The sequence below is a fragment of the Aestuariivivens insulae genome, assembly GCF_022662195.1.
Taxonomy (GTDB): domain Bacteria; phylum Bacteroidota; class Bacteroidia; order Flavobacteriales; family Flavobacteriaceae; genus Aestuariivivens; species Aestuariivivens insulae.
Window position 1 is genome coordinate 115,855 of record NZ_JAKMCS010000005.1, and the last position, 17,314, is coordinate 133,168.

19 protein-coding genes are annotated in these 17,314 nt (G+C 35.8%); 10 read left to right on the plus strand and 9 right to left on the minus strand.

From position 1 onward, the window contains the following. Positions 1 to 55: 55 nt before the first annotated feature. Both MR062_RS07880 and MR062_RS07885 read left to right on the plus strand, forming a co-directional pair. A complete protein-coding gene (locus MR062_RS07880; RefSeq protein WP_242203599.1) occupies positions 56 to 856 on the plus strand; it encodes a TIGR00266 family protein in 801 nt (266 codons plus the stop codon). 123 nt (positions 857 to 979) lie between these two features. Continuing rightward, positions 980 to 1,177, plus strand: a complete 198-nt coding sequence (locus MR062_RS07885) for a hypothetical protein (protein ID WP_242203600.1) — start codon at positions 980 to 982, stop codon at positions 1,175 to 1,177. A 309-nt stretch (positions 1,178 to 1,486) separates the two neighbouring features. Here the strand turns inward: MR062_RS07885 and MR062_RS07890 are convergent, their stop codons facing one another. Continuing rightward, a complete protein-coding gene (locus MR062_RS07890) occupies positions 1,487 to 2,428 on the minus strand; it encodes a LysR family transcriptional regulator (RefSeq protein WP_242203601.1) in 942 nt (313 codons plus the stop codon). A gap of 105 nt (positions 2,429 to 2,533) precedes the next feature. Between MR062_RS07890 and MR062_RS07895 the strand changes: the two genes are divergently transcribed. Then, positions 2,534 to 3,013, plus strand: coding sequence for a Dps family protein (locus MR062_RS07895; protein WP_242203602.1), 480 nt, complete (start codon positions 2,534 to 2,536; stop codon positions 3,011 to 3,013). Between the two features lie 78 nt (positions 3,014 to 3,091). Here MR062_RS07895 and MR062_RS07900 read toward each other — a convergent pair whose 3' ends face one another. From MR062_RS07900 to MR062_RS07925, 6 genes are read right to left on the minus strand one after another with little or no spacing between them, the layout of a single operon-like run. Next, positions 3,092 to 4,423 carry a DUF58 domain-containing protein gene (locus MR062_RS07900; RefSeq protein WP_242203603.1) on the minus strand — a complete coding sequence of 444 codons (1,332 nt, stop codon included), beginning with the start codon at positions 4,421 to 4,423 and terminating at the stop codon, positions 3,092 to 3,094. Then, positions 4,423 to 5,421: an AAA family ATPase gene (locus tag MR062_RS07905; RefSeq protein ID WP_242203604.1), complete on the minus strand. Its 999-nt coding sequence runs from the start codon at positions 5,419 to 5,421 to the stop codon at positions 4,423 to 4,425. Before MR062_RS07905 ends, MR062_RS07900 begins: the two co-directional genes overlap by 1 nt. A 3-nt stretch (positions 5,422 to 5,424) precedes the next feature. Then, positions 5,425 to 6,618: a DUF4350 domain-containing protein gene (locus tag MR062_RS07910; RefSeq protein WP_242203605.1), complete on the minus strand. Its 1,194-nt coding sequence runs from the start codon at positions 6,616 to 6,618 to the stop codon at positions 5,425 to 5,427. Further along, complete coding sequence (locus MR062_RS07915) at positions 6,602 to 7,336, minus strand: hypothetical protein (protein ID WP_242203606.1); 735 nt, start codon at positions 7,334 to 7,336, stop codon at positions 6,602 to 6,604. The genes MR062_RS07910 and MR062_RS07915 overlap by 17 nt, the downstream gene beginning before the upstream one ends. Beyond that, the gene (locus MR062_RS07920) at positions 7,329 to 8,249 is read right to left on the minus strand and encodes a hypothetical protein (protein ID WP_242203607.1); all 921 of its coding nucleotides are present in this window, start codon (positions 8,247 to 8,249) and stop codon (positions 7,329 to 7,331) included. Before MR062_RS07920 ends, MR062_RS07915 begins: the two co-directional genes overlap by 8 nt. Before the next feature lies 1 nt (position 8,250). Next, positions 8,251 to 9,222, minus strand: coding sequence for a stage II sporulation protein M (locus tag MR062_RS07925; protein WP_242203608.1), 972 nt, complete (start codon positions 9,220 to 9,222; stop codon positions 8,251 to 8,253). Between the two features lie 33 nt (positions 9,223 to 9,255). On the opposite strand from MR062_RS07925, the gene MR062_RS07930 reads away from it, so the two are divergent. Further along, positions 9,256 to 9,981, plus strand: coding sequence for an RDD family protein (locus tag MR062_RS07930; protein WP_242203609.1), 726 nt, complete (start codon positions 9,256 to 9,258; stop codon positions 9,979 to 9,981). 158 nt (positions 9,982 to 10,139) lie between these two features. Beyond that, positions 10,140 to 10,739: a trimeric intracellular cation channel family protein gene (locus tag MR062_RS07935; protein WP_242203610.1), complete on the plus strand. Its 600-nt coding sequence runs from the start codon at positions 10,140 to 10,142 to the stop codon at positions 10,737 to 10,739. A gap of 78 nt (positions 10,740 to 10,817) precedes the next feature. Here MR062_RS07935 and MR062_RS07940 read toward each other — a convergent pair whose 3' ends face one another. After that, positions 10,818 to 11,528, minus strand: a complete 711-nt coding sequence (locus MR062_RS07940; protein WP_242203611.1) for a peptidylprolyl isomerase — start codon at positions 11,526 to 11,528, stop codon at positions 10,818 to 10,820. A gap of 4 nt (positions 11,529 to 11,532) precedes the next feature. Here MR062_RS07940 and MR062_RS07945 point away from each other — a divergent pair, with 4 nt between their 5' ends. The 5 genes from MR062_RS07945 (at position 11,533) to MR062_RS07965 (ending at position 16,673) form a co-directional block, all read left to right on the plus strand. Continuing rightward, a complete protein-coding gene (locus MR062_RS07945; protein ID WP_242203612.1) occupies positions 11,533 to 12,174 on the plus strand; it encodes an NUDIX hydrolase in 642 nt (213 codons plus the stop codon). 53 nt (positions 12,175 to 12,227) lie between these two features. Beyond that, on the plus strand, positions 12,228 to 13,025 hold the full coding sequence (locus MR062_RS07950) for a lysophospholipid acyltransferase family protein (protein ID WP_242203613.1): 798 nt from the start codon (positions 12,228 to 12,230) through the stop codon (positions 13,023 to 13,025). A 102-nt stretch (positions 13,026 to 13,127) separates the two neighbouring features. Further along, positions 13,128 to 13,493, plus strand: a complete 366-nt coding sequence (locus MR062_RS07955) for a hypothetical protein (protein WP_242203614.1) — start codon at positions 13,128 to 13,130, stop codon at positions 13,491 to 13,493. Between the two features lie 329 nt (positions 13,494 to 13,822). Continuing rightward, entirely contained in the window at positions 13,823 to 16,111 is a 2,289-nt protein-coding gene (locus MR062_RS07960) for a type IA DNA topoisomerase (RefSeq protein ID WP_242203615.1), read from the plus strand. After that, complete coding sequence (locus MR062_RS07965; RefSeq protein WP_242203616.1) at positions 16,101 to 16,673, plus strand: pseudouridine synthase; 573 nt, start codon at positions 16,101 to 16,103, stop codon at positions 16,671 to 16,673. Before MR062_RS07960 ends, MR062_RS07965 begins: the two co-directional genes overlap by 11 nt. On the opposite strand, the gene MR062_RS07970 is transcribed toward MR062_RS07965, so the two are convergent. Further along, complete coding sequence (locus MR062_RS07970; protein ID WP_242203617.1) at positions 16,670 to 17,311, minus strand: hypothetical protein; 642 nt, start codon at positions 17,309 to 17,311, stop codon at positions 16,670 to 16,672. The two genes, MR062_RS07965 and MR062_RS07970, sit on opposite strands and share 4 nt — an antisense overlap. Positions 17,312 to 17,314 lie beyond the last annotated feature (3 nt).

The window sequence follows — 17,314 nt, forward strand, 5'->3', positions numbered from 1 at the left end:
AACAAATCAACATATAAACAAGTCAACAACAAACAACTTAACAACACACAATATTATGACAGCACACGAAATAGACTATAACATTTACGGTGAAGAAATGCAATATGTAGAAATTGAGCTCGATCCGCAAGAAGGCGTAGTTGCCGAGGCAGGGAGCTTTATGATGATGGACGATGGCATTAAAATGGAAACCATTTTTGGAGATGGCTCACAAAAAGATTCTGGGTTTTTGGGCAAAATATTAGGTGCCGGAAAACGTATTCTAACCGGTGAAAGCCTGTTTATGACCGCTTTTTATAATATTTTAAATGGTAAACGCAAGGTGTCTTTTGCATCGCCTTACCCTGGAAAAATAGTCCCCATAGACCTTACGCAATATGGCGGTAAGTTTATTTGCCAAAAAGATGCTTTTTTATGTGCGGCGAAAGGTGTAAGCATAGGTATTGAGTTTTCTAAGCGATTGGGGCGAGGGTTATTTGGAGGCGAAGGTTTTATCATGCAAAAACTGGAAGGCGATGGTATGTCTTTTGTGCATGCCGGAGGGACTATGGCTAAAAAAGTATTGCAGCCAGGCGAAACCTTACGAGTCGATACCGGGTGCATAGTTGGGTTTACCCAAGATATAGATTACGATATTGAATTTGTGGGAGGCATCAAGAATACCATTTTTGGAGGCGAGGGATTGTTCTTTGCTAAATTACAAGGACCCGGTGAAGTGTATATCCAATCATTACCATTTAGCAGATTGGCAGGTAGGGTATTGGCATCGGCTCCTAGAGGCGGAGGTAAAGATAAGGGTGAAGGTAGTATTTTAGGAGGCTTAGGTGATTTATTAGATGGTGATAACCGATTTTAATTTGTTAAAATTTTAAAAAATAAATCTAAGTTTGTAATTATTTATTAAATTTAGATGTTGAATTTAAAAATCGATGCCTATAGTATACCATTACTTTTCAAACCAAAATCCTAAATACTAATTATGGCAAGAGCAATGCTTGAGTATACAAAAACTGTACTAAAGAAAGTCAGTTTCGACACTACCCTGTTTTGCAAAGAAGTACAAAAGGCGTTAACCCGTTTATTGCCTTACGAAATTGAAGAGCTTAAAGTGTTCATTCAATCTCTTGTACAGCAAAACCCAGAATTAACCCAATGTTTAATTTATTTAAAACCATAAAAAAATTAGAAAAGCGACTTTAAGTCGCTTTTTTTTGTTAATCTAAATTGACATACGTGTATGGTTGCTGAGGTGTTCGAAGTGCTTATGAAGACTTGTTTTAGATTCTATCCATAATTGATGATCAATATTTAGAGCCAACGGTAAAAGATAGTTTTAGACCTCACAAGTTTTAAAACCTGTGAGGTCTTTATATTCAATTCATTATTAATATGTAAAGGGATTTTTGTTATGTACTAAAACCAAGATTACGAGAGCCTGAAACAGAGTGGCCTAACGTTATGGGTAATGATGGACAATCAAAAACTTTTAATTTTTAGACAGCGGACTAACAATCTTGACATTTTGAAAAGCTATGGCTCCTCTAATAATACCAGATATAATATCCTGTAGAGCTTCAATGATCTGCATTTTTAGTTCGCTTTTATGATAAATGAGACTAACTTCCCTGGCTGGCGAAGGTTCGTTAAAATAGTGAATGTTTTCAGTGTCTTTTTCACCTAAATCCAATGTATGTAAATAGGGGAGTAAGGTCATGCCCAAGCCTTCATTTGAAAGTTTTATAAGCGTTTCAATGCTTCCACTTTCCAATTGGAATTTATCGTCGGGATTGTCTTTAAATACCTTACAAAGGTTAATAACACCATCCCTAAAACAATGGCCGTCTTCCAGCAATAACATATCATCTAAATCTAAATCTTCAACAGTTATAGTTTTGTTTGCATGTAATCTGTGGTTTTTGGGAATATAACCTACAAAAGGTTCAAAGTAGAGGACACGTTCTTTAATGTCTTCTTCCTCTAGTGGGGTGGCGGCTATAGCGGCATCTAAATGACCATCCTTAATTTTATTGATTATTTCCTCGGTGGTAAGCTCTTCTATTTTAAGTTTAACCTTAGGGTGTTTCTTTATAAAGCTTTTCAAGAACATGGGCAGTAAGGTGGGCATAACCGTTGGTATGATGCCTAATTTAAATTCGCCGCCAATAAACCCTTTTTGTTGGTCTACAATATCTTGAATTCTATAAGATTCGTTAACAATATTTCTGGCTTGTGTTACAATTTTTTTTCCAACCTCAGTCAATTCGATGGGTTTTTTGCTACGATCGAAAATTTGAACGTCCAACTGGTCTTCAAGCTTTTGTATTTGCATGCTTAAGGTGGGTTGCGTGACAAAGCATTTTTCGGCAGCCTTTGTGAAGTTTTGGTTTTCTGCAACAGCCAAAACGTAATATAATTGGGTAATAGTCATAGGTATTAATTTAGGCTATAAAGATATAAAAACTATCAATAAAATTTATCGAAATACATCTTTATTATAAATTAAATTTGTGGTAAATATAAAAGAGCAATGATAATGACATTAAACAGTATAGGCTTAGAGTCCAATAAGGCAGTAGCCTTAGCTAAAGATTTAAATTATTTACTGGCTAATTTTCAAATATATTATCAAAATTTAAGAGGTATCCATTGGAACATTAAAGGGAAGCGCTTTTTCGATTTACATGTAAAGTTTGAAGAGTTGTATAATGATGCCAATATGAAGGTTGATATGTTAGCCGAACGTGTGTTAACGCTTGGTGAAACACCATTGCACACATTTGAAGATTATTTAAAAAATGCCCAGGTGCCCATTGGTAAAGCTATCTCACAAGATGAAAGGGCAGTCCAGCTTATCGTAGAGTCGCTTACAGAACTTTTAAATATTGAACGCGACATTTTAAATAAGTCGGACGAAGCAAATGATGAAGGTACAAATTCCATGATGAGTGATTTTATTACAGAACAAGAAAAAACGGTTTGGATGATGAAAGCCTGGTTAGGCGAAACCGTTTAGTTTGGTTGGTTAGTTAGTTTAAAAGTCCATTGGTTTCTGCTAATGGACTTTTTTATTCACGCCATTTCCTAATTGTAATTACAATAGTCCACGAGCCTTTATTTCCAGATATTTATTAATGGTGTTAATTGTAAGGTTTTCGGGTGCTGTTAAAATACTTTGTATACCGTGTTTTTGTAATTCGGTTACAATGAGTTTCTTTTCAAACACAAATTTTTCAGCAATGGTTTTTTCAAATATGGCATTGGTTTTGGTTGCAGGATTTTTAATAAAGTCATGCAATTCGGTATTTTCAAAAAATATAACAACCAGTATATGGTTCTTGGCTATGGCTTGCAGATAAGCTAATTGCCTGTACAGTCCATCTAGTGTTTCAAAATTGGTATATAGTAATACTAAGCTACGCTGGTTTAAATTGCGTTTAATATCAATATAGAGTCGGGAAAAATCAGACTCATAAAAATCGGTTTTCAAATTATAGAGTGTTTCCATAATCTGGTTCATTTGAGAGGGTCTGCGTTCTGCAACCACCATATTGTCTACTTTTTTTGAAAAAGTAAACATGCCGGCCTTATCTTGTTTTCTTAATGCAACATTGCTAATAACCAAAGTGGTGTTTATGGCATAGTCCAAAAGACTCAGGCCTTTAAATGGCATCTTCATGGTGCGCCCCATATCAATTACACTGTAAATAGGTTGGGAGCGTTCATCTTGAAACTGATTTACCATAAGTTGATTCCGTTTTGCTGTAGCTTTCCAGTTTATGGTTCTTATATCATCACCAGTAACATAGTCTTTAATTTGCTCAAACTCCATGGTGTGTCCAATTCGCCTTATTCTTTTCAAACCAAATTCAAATACTTTGTTTGAAAAAGCCAATAGCATAAATTTTTTAAGCTGTAAAAAGGACGGGTAATTGGGAACCATTGCATTATTGCCAAACTTAAACCGTCTGGATATAAGCTTAAAGGGGGAGCAGGTATAAATATTGAGATGGCCAAAGTGGTATTCGCCCCGTTCAAGAGGGCGTAGATTGTATTTTATAGTTTTACTGCTTAGCTTGTTTAATTTTGTATTGATTTCGAAATCCCGTTTTTGATATTGAAAAGGGAGTTCGTCTATTAATTTTATAGTGATGTTGAAATTATAATTGTTTTTTAACGTGATGTTAATTGGGTTATCATCACCATTGCTAAGTTTTTCAGGTAATTCCCGTTTGGCCATGATGCCATTTTGTTTGAAGAGCAAAACAACATCCACTAGCACTAAAATGGCAAAAATGAAGCTCAGCATTTTAGCAATAATCAATAGTCCGGGAAACTGAAATGCCAAGATATAAATGGCAATAAGGCAAATTAAGCCCACAAAAAAACTAAACTCTAAATATATGTTCTTTAAAAACAGCTTCACTATCTAGGGATTTCTATGGTTTCTAGAATTTGATCTATAACCTTTTCTACAGTAAATGCTTCCATTTCACGTTCTGGGGTTAGTACCAACCTGTGTTTTAGCACAGCTTTAGCGCATCGCTTAATATCATCGGGCGTTACAAAATCACGACCATTTATAGCGGCGTTTGATTTTGCGGCATTTAAAATAGCAATTGATGCCCTGGGTGAGGCCCCTAAGTATAAATTTGCATTTATTCTGGTGTTGTTCACTATTGCAGCTATATAATTTAATAAATGATCCTCGACTACAACTCGTTTAATCAATGCCTGATATTTAATAATATCGTCTGCTTTCAATATTGCTTTTATGGTATTGAAATCTATTTTGTCTTCACGTTTATGGTTGTCAACAAGTATCTGAACCTCTTCATCCAACGACGGGTAATCCACATCAATCTTAAACAGGAAGCGATCCAGTTGGGCTTCGGGCAAACGATAGGTGCCTTCTTGCTCAATAGGGTTTTGGGTGGCAAAGACCAAAAAAGGACTTTCCATAATAAATCTGTTGTTGTCTATTGTAATTTGACGCTCGGCCATCACTTCAAACAAGGCGGCTTGGGTTTTGGCGGGAGCCCGGTTTATTTCGTCAATTAAGATGATATTTGAAAAAATGGGGCCTTTTTTATATTCAAAGTCATTGGTTTTAATATTGAATATGGAGGTCCCCAAAATGTCACTGGGCATTAAATCTGGTGTAAACTGTATGCGGCTAAAACCAACATCTAATGTCTTTGCCAGTAATTTTGCCGTAATGGTTTTGGCAACTCCAGGCACACCTTCTATTAAAGTATGACCATTTGAAAGGATAGAAATGATTAGCAGCTCTACCATGTTGTTCTGGCCAACAATTATTTTCCCAATTTCGGCTTTTATTTGTTCAACATGTTCTTGTAATGGTTTTAAGTCTATCCTATTTGTAAAGTTTAGATCTTGTGTTTTAGGTTGTAAATCGTCCATGTGTTATGTCGTTTTAGTAAATTCTTCTATTTTTTTATTTAAGGCAATTAACTCTTTTTCAGAGTGTTGGGATTTGGATTTTAAAAATGTAATGAAATCTATCAATGCTCTGGTATACTTCACACTGTTTGCTGACTTTATAGCCAGTTTTTCAATAAATCGTTCATTTAATAAAGAAGTGTCCAAATAATAACTGCTCCTTACTTGCTCTAAAAAATAAGTGATTTTTTTGTTTATGATGTTTGTGTAATTGCCATGCTGAAAATACAAGTTGCCAATCGTTTTTGTGAAATCTAATGTGGTGTTTTTAAGAGGGTGCATTACAGGAATAATGCGTTGGGTGCGTTTGCTTCTAAAAACAATAAACAAAGCTAGGGCTAAAAGTGATAGATAAAACCCCCATTTTAGTGCTTCGTTTGATAGGATAAAACGTAACGGACTTTTTATGACCCTGCGTCCGCTTTTATAATAATTGTCCCAAATGATTTGATTTTTAGGTAAAAAGGAAAGTACCGTAGCCACATAATTTTCTTTGCCATTAAGCATGTGGTAATTGGTGAAAGCAAAGGGGTTGCTATGTACATAAAATGCACCGTTGTTGTTTCCAAAGGGAACTTTTATATAATTGACTTCTTTTTTGGTTTTATCATCTGTTAAAACATGTCCTAAAACAACAGTGTTTAAAGTATCTATTGAGGCTATATAGAAGTTTTCTATAACATCTTCAAACAATGCGTCGTTGGTCCTTAAGCTCGGATTTGTAAACGTGCTATACGAGGGGCTTTTAAAAAAGCCGTCTTGGTTTTGGGCAAATGCAATGTTTAAGGTGTCTGCAAGTTTTCCATAGAAATAATTACTGCTTATAAGCACATTGCTTCCATGTTCAACAAACTTTAAGAGTGCCATGGTGCCTTCTTCATCAATGGAGATATAATTATTGATGAGCAATAAATTGGTGTTGGCAGAATCTTTAAGGCTTTTTAGTTTTTCGTATACCGTTTGTTTTGAGAGTTCTACAGTGTAATCATTCTTCGCTTTTAACTCATTGTATAGTACATAGCAACCTAAGGGTATTTTATCGGAAGCCGAATAGGAATCCCTCCAGTTTATGGCTTTGGGCTTGGTTATTTCGGCAACCATAAGCAGCACGATTATAATGCCAATGGTATATAAGGCTATTTTAGATCGTCTGTCCATTTATGCTTGCATTTAGGTTGTTGAAATCTATTAGATTGCGATTGAATTGATCAACATTTATATCAAATTCACCATACCAAACATAATCGTAAATGTAGGATACACGCTTAAAATTGCTTTTTGCGGTTTTGTTTGTGATTTCGTTGATATAGTCGGAATTGGTTTTGTCGTAATGCCAATCTATTATTCCTTTTTTTGATAATACTTTTAAGGTTTTTAAGTAAAGGTAACGAGTCGCCAACCTATAATTAGTTGTATTTAAAGCCGATGCTATTAAAGTGTCAAAATCTACCTCATTAATGTTTTCTTCGATATAATTAAAACTTTCAATGTCCTGTTCTTCGGTCTTAAAAACAGAGCTAATGGGTGATTGCAATAAAAATTTTATTACCAGATATAATGCCCCTAAAGCCAATAAACCATAAACAATAATTTCCAAGGTACGGTAGTCAACAAAATCTATGTCTACCCCAAATAGGTCACCAAGCCACCGAAATAATTTTCTAAATAAACTTTGAACCAGGTTTATACCCCCCGAATCATTGATATTATAGTTGAAATCATTGCCGGGATAACGTTCTTTAATATTGTGTTCAAAATAGTTGACAACAATTTTAGAAGAATCTGTTTTTATGTCGTTTTGAGCATGTGCTAATGGTGCCATTAAGGAAAACAGGCACCAGATAAAAAAACGGAAATGTGAATTGTTTCTATTCATTAGCACCTATTTGTTCTATGCGTTCACGCAAAAATATATTGTACTTTTCTTCATGCAGATTAAAATATAGTACGCCATTTGCAATTTGCGAAAGTGTTTGCGTATAGATAAATGCTAAAATGAACAAGGCAAACCCAATGGTGAAAACCATGTTGGCAAAAACACTGGTAAATATATCGATAGAACTTTCTATAGAAAAATAGGCATAGATGCCCAAAATAAAGGTTGGGATTGATAGAATGAGCATGGTAATCATAAAATTTAAAATGCCTATGATCAATCCGTAAAATACCACACGCCAAAAATTTGAAAAAGTGAATGTCCAGCCTTCTCCCAAAGCATCTCCTACCGATTTGCTTCCAATAAAAAGAGCAGTAAAAGCGAGACCAAAAAAAGCAGATAGCGTAAAGCTAATGGCATATTGCGCAAGCATGCCCAGTAAGGGGATAAATGCTAAAATTATAGTTACAATAATATAGCCTAAGTACATAAAAAAGCCAATAATGATAAATAGAATTACAGAGCCAATACGTTTTTTAATTTCATGCCATACCGTTTTATGGTTTATATTTCCATTGGTTTTCACATACTGAACAACATAGGCACTGGAAAAACTATAATTCAACACGGCCGTAAGGCCCAAAATAACAATTAAAACAATAAGACCGCCATATAAATACATATCGTTATTGCCTCCACTGTCCATTCCAAAACGAAAGTCTCTGCTGGCCAACCCCATAAAACCCGTGACTAATAAGTATGACCCTATTAACGTTAAAATAATGCTAACCGTATTATAGCGTAAATAAAGATTGGTGTATGGTTTAACGTTGTATTTAAGCCATAAAAAATAAGTGTTAATAATATCGCCAAAACTATTTCTGGTGCGTAGTTCTATATAAGGTTTCTTCACGTTATAAGACGGGGTTGGTTAAATACTTTTTATTGAGTTTGATAGGATAAACAATATAATAATATACAATAAGACTTAGAGAAGCCGTAATGATTCCATAAGCAATACTATTGGGCATTATTTCTCCATAGCGAGTAATAAAGCCTTCAATGAATCCAGCAATTATAAAAAAAGGAATAGTGCTAACAACTACTTTTAAACCATCCTTGGCACCCTTCATAAAGGAAACTCGACGACTAAAGGTTTTAGGGAATAAAAAGCTATTGCCCATTACCAATCCTGCACAACCTGCAATAACGATTACAGATATTTCAATGGTACCGTGCAGCCAAATGGTAGATGTTTTTTCCAGTAAGCCATAATTATAAAAAAAGGTAATGAACGCCCCTAGCATAATACCATTGCTAAAAAGAATGTATATACTACCAACGCTAAAAAGTGCGCCCATCGCAAAAGCAATAATAGCTACTCTAATGTTGTTTATGGTAATCCCTAAAAACGAACCAATATTACTGCCACTTTTGTAAATGGCCATAGGCTCCCCGTTTTCTATATTCTCGATGGTCGTGTTTACATAGCTGTCACCTAGAATTAGGCGTACAAAACTATCGTCATTTAAAGTCGAAACTGTTCCAATTGAAACAGCTGCAATAAAAAACAAAAACGTGTACAATAATGTTTTATGGTACTGTTTAAAGAACAACGGGAATTCATATTTCCAAAACGAAACAATTTTGCTTTTGGACTCTTTTTTAGTGATGTAAATTTTTTGATGTGCTTGAGAGGTCAACGAATTTAAATACAAAAGCGTCTTACTGTCAGGGAAGTAGGTCTGAGCATAAGAAAGGTCGTTTGTCAATTGTATGTAATACGAAGCAAGGTCGTCTGGATTTATTTTAGCATTATTATGTAAAGCTTTTTCAAATCCTATCCATTTTTCCTTATTTTGCTTCACGAAAGATGCCTCGCGCATAGAAAAATTAAATTTAAACGAATATACATTTCCATGGGCAAATTAGCAATTAACACGGCGCAAAATGTCAATTTAGATTACAAATTAATTGGGCTAGGTGAGCGGATTGTTGCTTTTTTAATAGACGGGCTAATACTTACGGCATATATGATTATTATTGAAAACTTGGTTGAAGTTTCAGAAATATTTGATACGGATAGTTGGACTCGTATAGGTTTTCTAAGCTTGTTTATGTTGCCAGCCTTTTTTTATTCATTGCTTAGCCATATCGTTTTTGGAGGTCAGACCATTGGTAAAATGTTGTTGAAAATTAAGGTCGTGCGTTTTGACGGTTCGCCAACCCAATGGTATAATTTTATGGTGCGATGGATGCTTCGTATTATTGATATTTGGCTGTTTTTTTCGTCCATAGGAGTTTTAAGTATCTTGTTGTCCGATAACAAGCAGCGTGTCGGTGATGCGGCAGCAGGTACAGTGGTTATTAGTGTAAAAGAAAAGCATAATATAAAAAGCACTATTTTAGAAGATATCACAGACGATTATCAGCCTGTTTTTAATATGGTTACCCAGTTAAGTGATAAGGATGTTCGAATTATAAAGGAAGCGTATGCAATTGCTAAGAAAAATAACGATTTTAAAACCCTTACACTTTTAAAGAATAAGATTTGCGCAGTACTTCAAATAGAAACCGATTTATTTGACAAAGAGTTTATTGATACTATTTTAAAGGACTATAATTATTATACACAGAACATGTAAGCAGAGAACCTGTTTTTGTTATGCAAAAACAGTGTGAATCGCTTACCCTGAGCGTAGTCGAAGGGTCTTTAGGCCGCCCAATTTTTCAAATGCAATGCAGAAAAACTGAGCGACCCACTCACTCTGGGCTAGTCTCGGGATATTATAATAGAAAACATATGTTTTATACAATAGATATTTTAGGAACTATAGCTTTTGCCATATCGGGCGTGCTTGTAGCGATAAATAAAAAAATGGATTTGTTTGGAATTTTAATCATTGCCTTTGTAACAGCTGTAGGAGGAGGTACACTGCGCGATTTACTTATTGGAGCTACACCTGTAAGCTGGATGAAAGATATGACCTTTACTTATGTTATTGTAACATCCGCGATTTTTGCTATTGTTTTTAGGAGCAAGATCAACTATTTAAGGACTTCCCTGTTTTTATTCGATACCATAGGTATTGGCTTGTATACTGTTGTAGGTATAGAGAAAGGGGTTAATGTAGGGTTGCATCCAATAATATGTATTGCTTTAGGGACGATGACTGCCAGTTTTGGGGGTGTTATAAGGGATATTTTGTGTAATGAGATACCTGTGATTTTTAGAAAGGAAATTTATGCCACCGCTTGCATATTGGGTGGGCTCACATACTTTTTATTACGGGAATTGCCTATTGAAGACAATTTGGTTTTTGTGATTTCTGGAATAGTAGTTATAGTAGTTCGGTTGCTTGCAGTGAAATTTAAAATTGCATTGCCTACAATTTATAAATGAGGCTCCAGGTTTAAGGTTCAATGTTTAAACTTTAACATTGGACATTCACACTGAATACTGAATACTGATAACTAAAAGCTATTCAATAATCTCCACATTTCTAATGTAGATATTCTTTAGTGGCCAATCGGCTTCATCAGTTTCAACGGCAGCAATTTTATCAATCACATCCATACCTTTAATCACTTTGCCAAAAATGGTATAATCGCCATCTAAAAAATGGGCGCCACCTTTTTGTTGCACGATAAAAAATTCATAAGGCGAGGCCAGTTTATGCGGGTTGTCTATTTCGCTACTGGGCATGGATATAACACCACGCTCGTGGGTAAAGCCACGTTTGGTATCTGTAGGGAGTAGGTATTTGCCAATCTTTTTGCGTTTTCTCGCCGTTTTTCTATCGTCACTATTACCTGCTTGAACCATAAAATTGTCGATGACCCTATAAAATTGGGTGCCGTTAAAATACTTTTGCTTGGTTAAAAAGATGAAATTGGCGCGGTGGAACTTAGTCTCATTAAATAATAGAATGTCAACAACACCAAAATCGGTGGTCATACGCACTTTATTTTCTTTGTTCTCTTTTTCATAGTGTAAAAAGAACTCCATGGCGTTTTGGGAGTCTAATTTGGGGTATGTTCTCTCTGGTTTGTTTGTTGTGGGGGTGGGTGTAGTAGCCTTTTCTTCATTTTGTTCAATAGATGTAGATTGTGGCTTTGTGTTTTTTTTAGATTGTTTATCTTCACAATTCAGAATTATAAGGAAAGAGCAAATTAGAAAAACAAGACGCATGTAAATGAATTTTGATGAATTTGTAAAATCGATTTCAAAAATAAAAAATATACCGCTGCCAGGCGAATCTGCACACTTTAAAATGGTGCCGCCTTTCCGTAAGGCATTGCTCAAGAAACAGCAAGAAGCTATAAAAAAGGCAAAGCAAGCAGGGGTAGTGGCCTTATTTTTCCCTGACGCTAATATGCAAACCAAGTTTGTACTCATCTTGCGAAAAGCCTATAATGGTGTGCATTCTGCTCAAATAGGATTTCCAGGGGGTAAGCTGGAAGCGCAAGACCAATCATTACAACATGCAGCCGTACGTGAGACTTTTGAAGAAGTAGGCGTACCGGAAGACACTATTGAAATTGTTAGGTCGTTATCCCATGTTTATATCCCGCCAAGTAATTTTTTTGTATCTCCATTTTTGGGTATAACAAGACAGCTCCCTGCTTTTAAAAAGCAAGAGGATGAGGTGGAAGCTATCATAGAAGTTGCCTTGCAGGACTTTTTAGATGATAAAATATTGATTTACAAAACAGTAAAAACATCGTATAGTATTGCTGTTGAGGTGCCTGCATTTCGATTAAATGGCCATGTGGTCTGGGGAGCCACAGCAATGATGCTAAGTGAAATTAAAGACTTGATAAAGCAAGTGCTATAGCGATTAGATTTATTACTTTTGTAGCAACTAACCAAAATATTGACGTGTGATTTATGGGATTGTTTAAAAGAAATCCGTTTGGGCATATATTGTTTTTAAAAAAATGGCTCATCAGAATTATGGGAGCCATGACACATAGGCGCTTTCGGGGGTTTAATGAACTGCAAATAGAAGGTTCTGAAATTATAAAAAACCTACCAGATAAAAATGTGTTGTTCATTTCGAACCATCAAACTTATTTTGCAGATGTGGTGGCTATGTTTCATGTGTTTAATGCCAGTTTAAGCGGACGTGTAGATTCTATTAAAAATGTGGGTTACCTCTGGAATCCCAAATTAAATATATACTATGTGGCAGCCAAAGAAACCATGAAAGCGGGATTCCTGCCAAAACTTTTAGCTTATGCGGGGTCGGTGAGTATAGAGCGTACCTGGCGTGCCGAAGGTAAAGACGTTAAGCGACAGGTAAAGATGAGCGATATATCAAATATAGGAAAAGCTTTGGACGATGGTTGGGTAATTACCTTTCCGCAGGGCACTACAACACCGTTTAAACCCATTCGTAAAGGGACAGCCCATATTATAAAGCGTTATAAACCTATTGTTGTACCTATAGTTATTGATGGCTTTAGACGCTCTTTCGATAAAAAAGGCTTGCGCATTAAAAAGAAGAACATTCTACAGTCCATGGAAATTAAAGCGCCTTTGGAGATTGACTACGATAATGAAACCACAGAAGAAATAGTGAAAAAAATAGAATATGCTATAGAACAGCACCCGTCTTTCCTCAAGGTAATTTCTAGAAAAGCACTTGAAGAACAGGAAGCGCTTAATAAGTTGAGGGAGTGGTAAGAGGTATTTGTGAAAAGTAGTCAAACGTTTGGAATAAAGTTTGTTATATTTTGTTTAACAGGGGAATTTAAAATAAAATATTATATTTGTTTTACTTAAAAAATGAGAAAAGAAACTATTAACATTGACGTTAAAAAGAAAATCTTTAAAGCCAAGTTGAACGGAATTGGATTTAAAGAAGGTGATTCTCATATTGTTTATCTTCCTAGTCTTCAAATTTCTTCATATGGAGACACTATTAAAGAAGCTAATGAAATGATGAAGGTTTCTTTAAAGGAATTTTCAGAAAGTTTGCTTGAATTGAATGAAAATAAAATTCATTCAATATTAAAACAATTAGGTTGGGAAAAAACTAAATTCTTTAATAAGAGATTAGTTAATTTGAGTGAAACTACTTTTGAAGACATAAAAAAGGAGTTTAATCTTCCAGATGATACTCAAGTTCAAAAAATCCCAATTGCTGTTTAGGAATGGGGGAATACAATAAACCAGTTCCAACTAAATGTTGGGAAGCTTACCTTGTTTTTTGTGGATGTTTTTTTGTTAGAGAGCAAGGAACTCATCACCATTGGAAATGTCCGAATTGTTGGAGGACCATTACTTTTTGGGGGCATAAAAAAGAAGTTCCAAGATTTCATATTGGAACTTGCTTAAAAACAATGGGTAAAACCAATTCTCAATTTAATAAATGGGTAAAAAAAAATTGTTAAAAACGTTTGTCTACCCAGAGCAGAAGGTATGTATAAGTTCTTTAAAATTCCCAATAACTAATAACTTAATAACCATTAACTCAAACCGTGAAAGTCTGTATCGCCGAAAAACCCAGTGTCGCCCGTGAAATCGCAACCGTTCTTGGTGCCAAAACCAAGCACGATGGGTACTATGAAGGTAATGGCTATGCGGTAACCTATACTTTCGGGCATTTATGCACCCTTAAAGAACCTGTCGATTATAAGCCTTATTGGAAAAGTTGGGACTTGAACAACCTGCCCATGCTGCCCGAAAAGTTTGAGACCAAAGTCGTTTCAAATTCAGGAATTCAAAAGCAATTCAATATTGTAAAGCGTTTATTCGAAAAAGCCGAAGTTGTGATAAATTGTGGTGATGCCGGACAAGAAGGGGAATTAATCCAGCGTTGGGTAATGAATGAAGCTAACTATAAAGGCGAGGTGAAGCGTTTGTGGATATCCTCGTTAACTACCGAAGCTATAAAAGAAGGTTTTGATAATTTAAAACCATCCGAACAATACGATAACCTATTTTATGCGGGTTTTTCCAGGGCCATTGGCGACTGGTTACTGGGTATTAATGCTACAAGGCTTTACACCGTTAAACATGGTGGTTACAAGCAAGTATTGTCTGTAGGGCGTGTACAAACCCCTACTTTGGCAATGGTGGTCAATAGGTTTAAAGAGATAGAAAACTTTAAACCGCAACCTTACTGGGAATTGCAAACCGTATATCGGGAAACCTTGTTTGCTTATGAAGAAGGGCGCTTCTTTAAAAAAGAAGATGGCGAAGCACTAGCTAATAAAGTCAAGGAGAGTGAGTTTGAAATTGTATCGGTCGAAAAAAAGAAAGGTAAGGAATATGCACCCAAATTATTCGATTTAACGGGATTACAGGTGTATTGCAATACCAAGTTTGGCTTTTCGGCAGAAGACACCTTAAAGATTGTCCAGGAGCTTTATGAACGTAAAGTGGTTACCTATCCAAGGGTAGATACTACTTTCCTTCCAAGTGATATCTATCCTAAAGTACCGGGAATCCTTCAAAAACTAACCAATTATTCAGGCTTGACCCAACCGCTATTAGGGAAAAAGTTAAAGAAATCATCAAAAGTATTTAACGATAAAAAGGTAACCGACCACCATGCAATCATTCCTACGGGGGTGCAAATTAATTTGCAGGTCAATCAGCTAAAGGTTTACGATATTATTGTTAAGCGTTTTATTGCGGTGTTTTATGATGATTGTTCGGTGGCCAATACCACGGTTATTGGGAAGGCCGATGAGGTGTTGTTTAAAGCAACAGGCAAGGAGATTTTGGATAAAGGCTGGCGCGTGGTTTTCGACACTTCTGGTAAGAAAGAAAAAGAATCGGGGGTATTGCCAACATTCACTAAGGGAGAAACGGGACCCCATGAGCCCTCATTTTTGGAAAAGGAAACCAAACCACCTAACCAGTTTACCGAAGCTTCTTTATTGCGTGCTATGGAAACGGCAGGCAAACAAGTGGACGATGAGGAATTAAGGGATTTAATGAAGGAAAATGGTATTGGGCGGCCTTCAACACGGGCGAATATTATAGAGACCCTTTTTAAGCGCAAGTACATTAAACGTAATAAAAAACAGGTATTGCCTACGGTTACAGGTATACAGTTAATAGACACCATTCAGAATGAGCTTTTGAAGTCGGCCGAATTGACCGGGCGCTGGGAGAAGCAGTTAAAGGACATAGAAAAAGGTGAGTTTAGTGCCTCGGCTTTTATAAAAAACATGAAGCGGATGGTGGATGCCTTGGTATATGAGGTGCGTAGTGAAGCCAGACGCGCCAACATATCGCATGCTGCAACGATTAAAAAGCAGGCAGTTAAAAAGGCTAAAAATGAAAAAGTAGGTATTGCTACCGAAACTTGCCCGAAATGTAAGAAAGGAAGATTGTTAAAAGGGAAAACAGCTTATGGATGCAGTGGTTATAAGGAAGGTTGCAACTTTGTTTTACCGTTTAAATTTCAAGGGAAGAAAATTTCAGAGAAACAATATTTAAGGTTACTTCAAAAGGGAGCGACAGTCAATTTAAAGGGGTTTAAAACCGATTCTGGAACGGTTGAAGGAAAGCTTAGCTTCGATGCTAATTTTAAATTGATACTGGAGTCTAAGAATAAGCCCCAGGATATGAGCCAGTGTCCAAAGTGTAAGAAGGGCACTATTATAAAAGGGAAAACGGCTTATGGCTGTACTAATTATAAGTCGGGCTGTGATTTTAAGGTCACTTTCGAAACGGTTAAAGCGCAACTCAATGGCAAAAAACCTACTATGGCCTTGGTTTATGAGGTGTTAAGAAATAGTCATAATGGATCATAAGCATTATATCATCTATAAGCCCTATGGCTATTTAAGTCAGTTCCATAGTAATTCAAAGCAACAAAAGAAGAAGCGATTTCTAGGGGAGCTCCACGATTTTCCGGAAGGTATCATGGCAATAGGTCGTTTAGATGAAAAATCGGAAGGATTACTGTTGTTAACTACAGATGGTAAAACGAGCGATTATGTCAATAGTCAAAAAGTAGAAAAAGAATATTATGCTTTGGTTGATGGTGCAGTTTCAGAAGAAGCCATTGAACAATTGCGTACAGGTGTAGAGATTGGTTTTGATGGCAAAAAATATAAAACCAAGCCCTGTAAGGTGTTTAGATTGGAGAATGCTCCAAACCTACCGGAGCGTTCCAGGAAAATAAGGGATGCACGACATGGACCAACAACCTGGCTGTCTATAACCTTGCGTGAAGGCAAATTTAGGCAGGTACGAAAAATGACATCGGCAGTGGGCTGTCCAACATTACGTTTGGTACGTGTTAGGGTAGGTGTTATCAAGCTGGATAAAATGTTGGTGGGTGATGTTGTGGAAGCAGATAACTTTATTTAATTTTCCAGTTTCTTTAATTCCCTATAGTTTCTGTTTAAGCGCTTTAATAAAAGACCGTAGATAAGCCAATAAAACACTAACAATATTCCAATGGTGATAATCAATGCAATTATAATGGTTATAATGATGCCGGCATAGATTTTAAAGGTTTCTCCTTGGGATGCTGCCAGTTCTAGTTTTTCAATAAACTCTGGGCTATGGTTTAAGGCGTAAAAAGCCCCTATAAAAGTGCCGACTATTAATGCGGCTAAGTTGAAAATAACGTAGTATCTAACTGTTCTTCTGGTTTTTAAAATATTTTCCATTAATGTTTTAACATTGTCGTTAGCAGAAATGCTTCTATAGTTTCTATAGAAGAGATAGAAAAAATAAATTAAAATAATATAAGAGATTACACTTAAAGGAATCAAGATATGATCCATGTTAAGAGCTTCAACTTTATCAGTAAACGACGAGCCTTTAAATAAAAAAGATATGCCTAGCCAAAATACAAATTCCATAAGGCTAATGATGAAAATCCATTTGACTATTGAAGATGATTTTTTCAAAATCATCTTGTATATCTCGTTATATGAAAGTTTGGGGAAGTTATTGTCTTGTTTATTCCAATCCTTTTTTAGTAAATCTAATTCATTCATAAG

Bases quoted from the DNA above. Each gene is read 5' to 3' on its own strand.
- MR062_RS07880 (WP_242203599.1), top strand. From the start codon at position 56: ATGACAGCACACGAAATAGACTATAACATTTACGGTGAAGAAATGCAA.
- MR062_RS07885 (WP_242203600.1), top strand. From the start codon at position 980: ATGGCAAGAGCAATGCTTGAGTATACAAAAACTGTACTAAAGAAAGTC.
- MR062_RS07890 (WP_242203601.1), bottom strand. From the start codon at position 2,428: ATGACTATTACCCAATTATATTACGTTTTGGCTGTTGCAGAAAACCAA.
- MR062_RS07895 (WP_242203602.1), top strand. From the start codon at position 2,534: ATGACATTAAACAGTATAGGCTTAGAGTCCAATAAGGCAGTAGCCTTA.
- MR062_RS07905 (WP_242203604.1), bottom strand. From the start codon at position 5,421: ATGGACGATTTACAACCTAAAACACAAGATCTAAACTTTACAAATAGG.
- MR062_RS07910 (WP_242203605.1), bottom strand. From the start codon at position 6,618: ATGGACAGACGATCTAAAATAGCCTTATATACCATTGGCATTATAATC.
- MR062_RS07915 (WP_242203606.1), bottom strand. From the start codon at position 7,336: ATGAATAGAAACAATTCACATTTCCGTTTTTTTATCTGGTGCCTGTTT.
- MR062_RS07925 (WP_242203608.1), bottom strand. From the start codon at position 9,222: ATGCGCGAGGCATCTTTCGTGAAGCAAAATAAGGAAAAATGGATAGGA.
- MR062_RS07930 (WP_242203609.1), top strand. From the start codon at position 9,256: ATGGGCAAATTAGCAATTAACACGGCGCAAAATGTCAATTTAGATTAC.
- MR062_RS07935 (WP_242203610.1), top strand. From the start codon at position 10,140: ATGTTTTATACAATAGATATTTTAGGAACTATAGCTTTTGCCATATCG.
- MR062_RS07940 (WP_242203611.1), bottom strand. From the start codon at position 11,528: ATGCGTCTTGTTTTTCTAATTTGCTCTTTCCTTATAATTCTGAATTGT.
- MR062_RS07945 (WP_242203612.1), top strand. From the start codon at position 11,533: ATGAATTTTGATGAATTTGTAAAATCGATTTCAAAAATAAAAAATATA.
- MR062_RS07950 (WP_242203613.1), top strand. From the start codon at position 12,228: ATGGGATTGTTTAAAAGAAATCCGTTTGGGCATATATTGTTTTTAAAA.
- MR062_RS07955 (WP_242203614.1), top strand. From the start codon at position 13,128: ATGAGAAAAGAAACTATTAACATTGACGTTAAAAAGAAAATCTTTAAA.
- MR062_RS07965 (WP_242203616.1), top strand. From the start codon at position 16,101: ATGGATCATAAGCATTATATCATCTATAAGCCCTATGGCTATTTAAGT.
- MR062_RS07970 (WP_242203617.1), bottom strand. From the start codon at position 17,311: ATGAATGAATTAGATTTACTAAAAAAGGATTGGAATAAACAAGACAAT.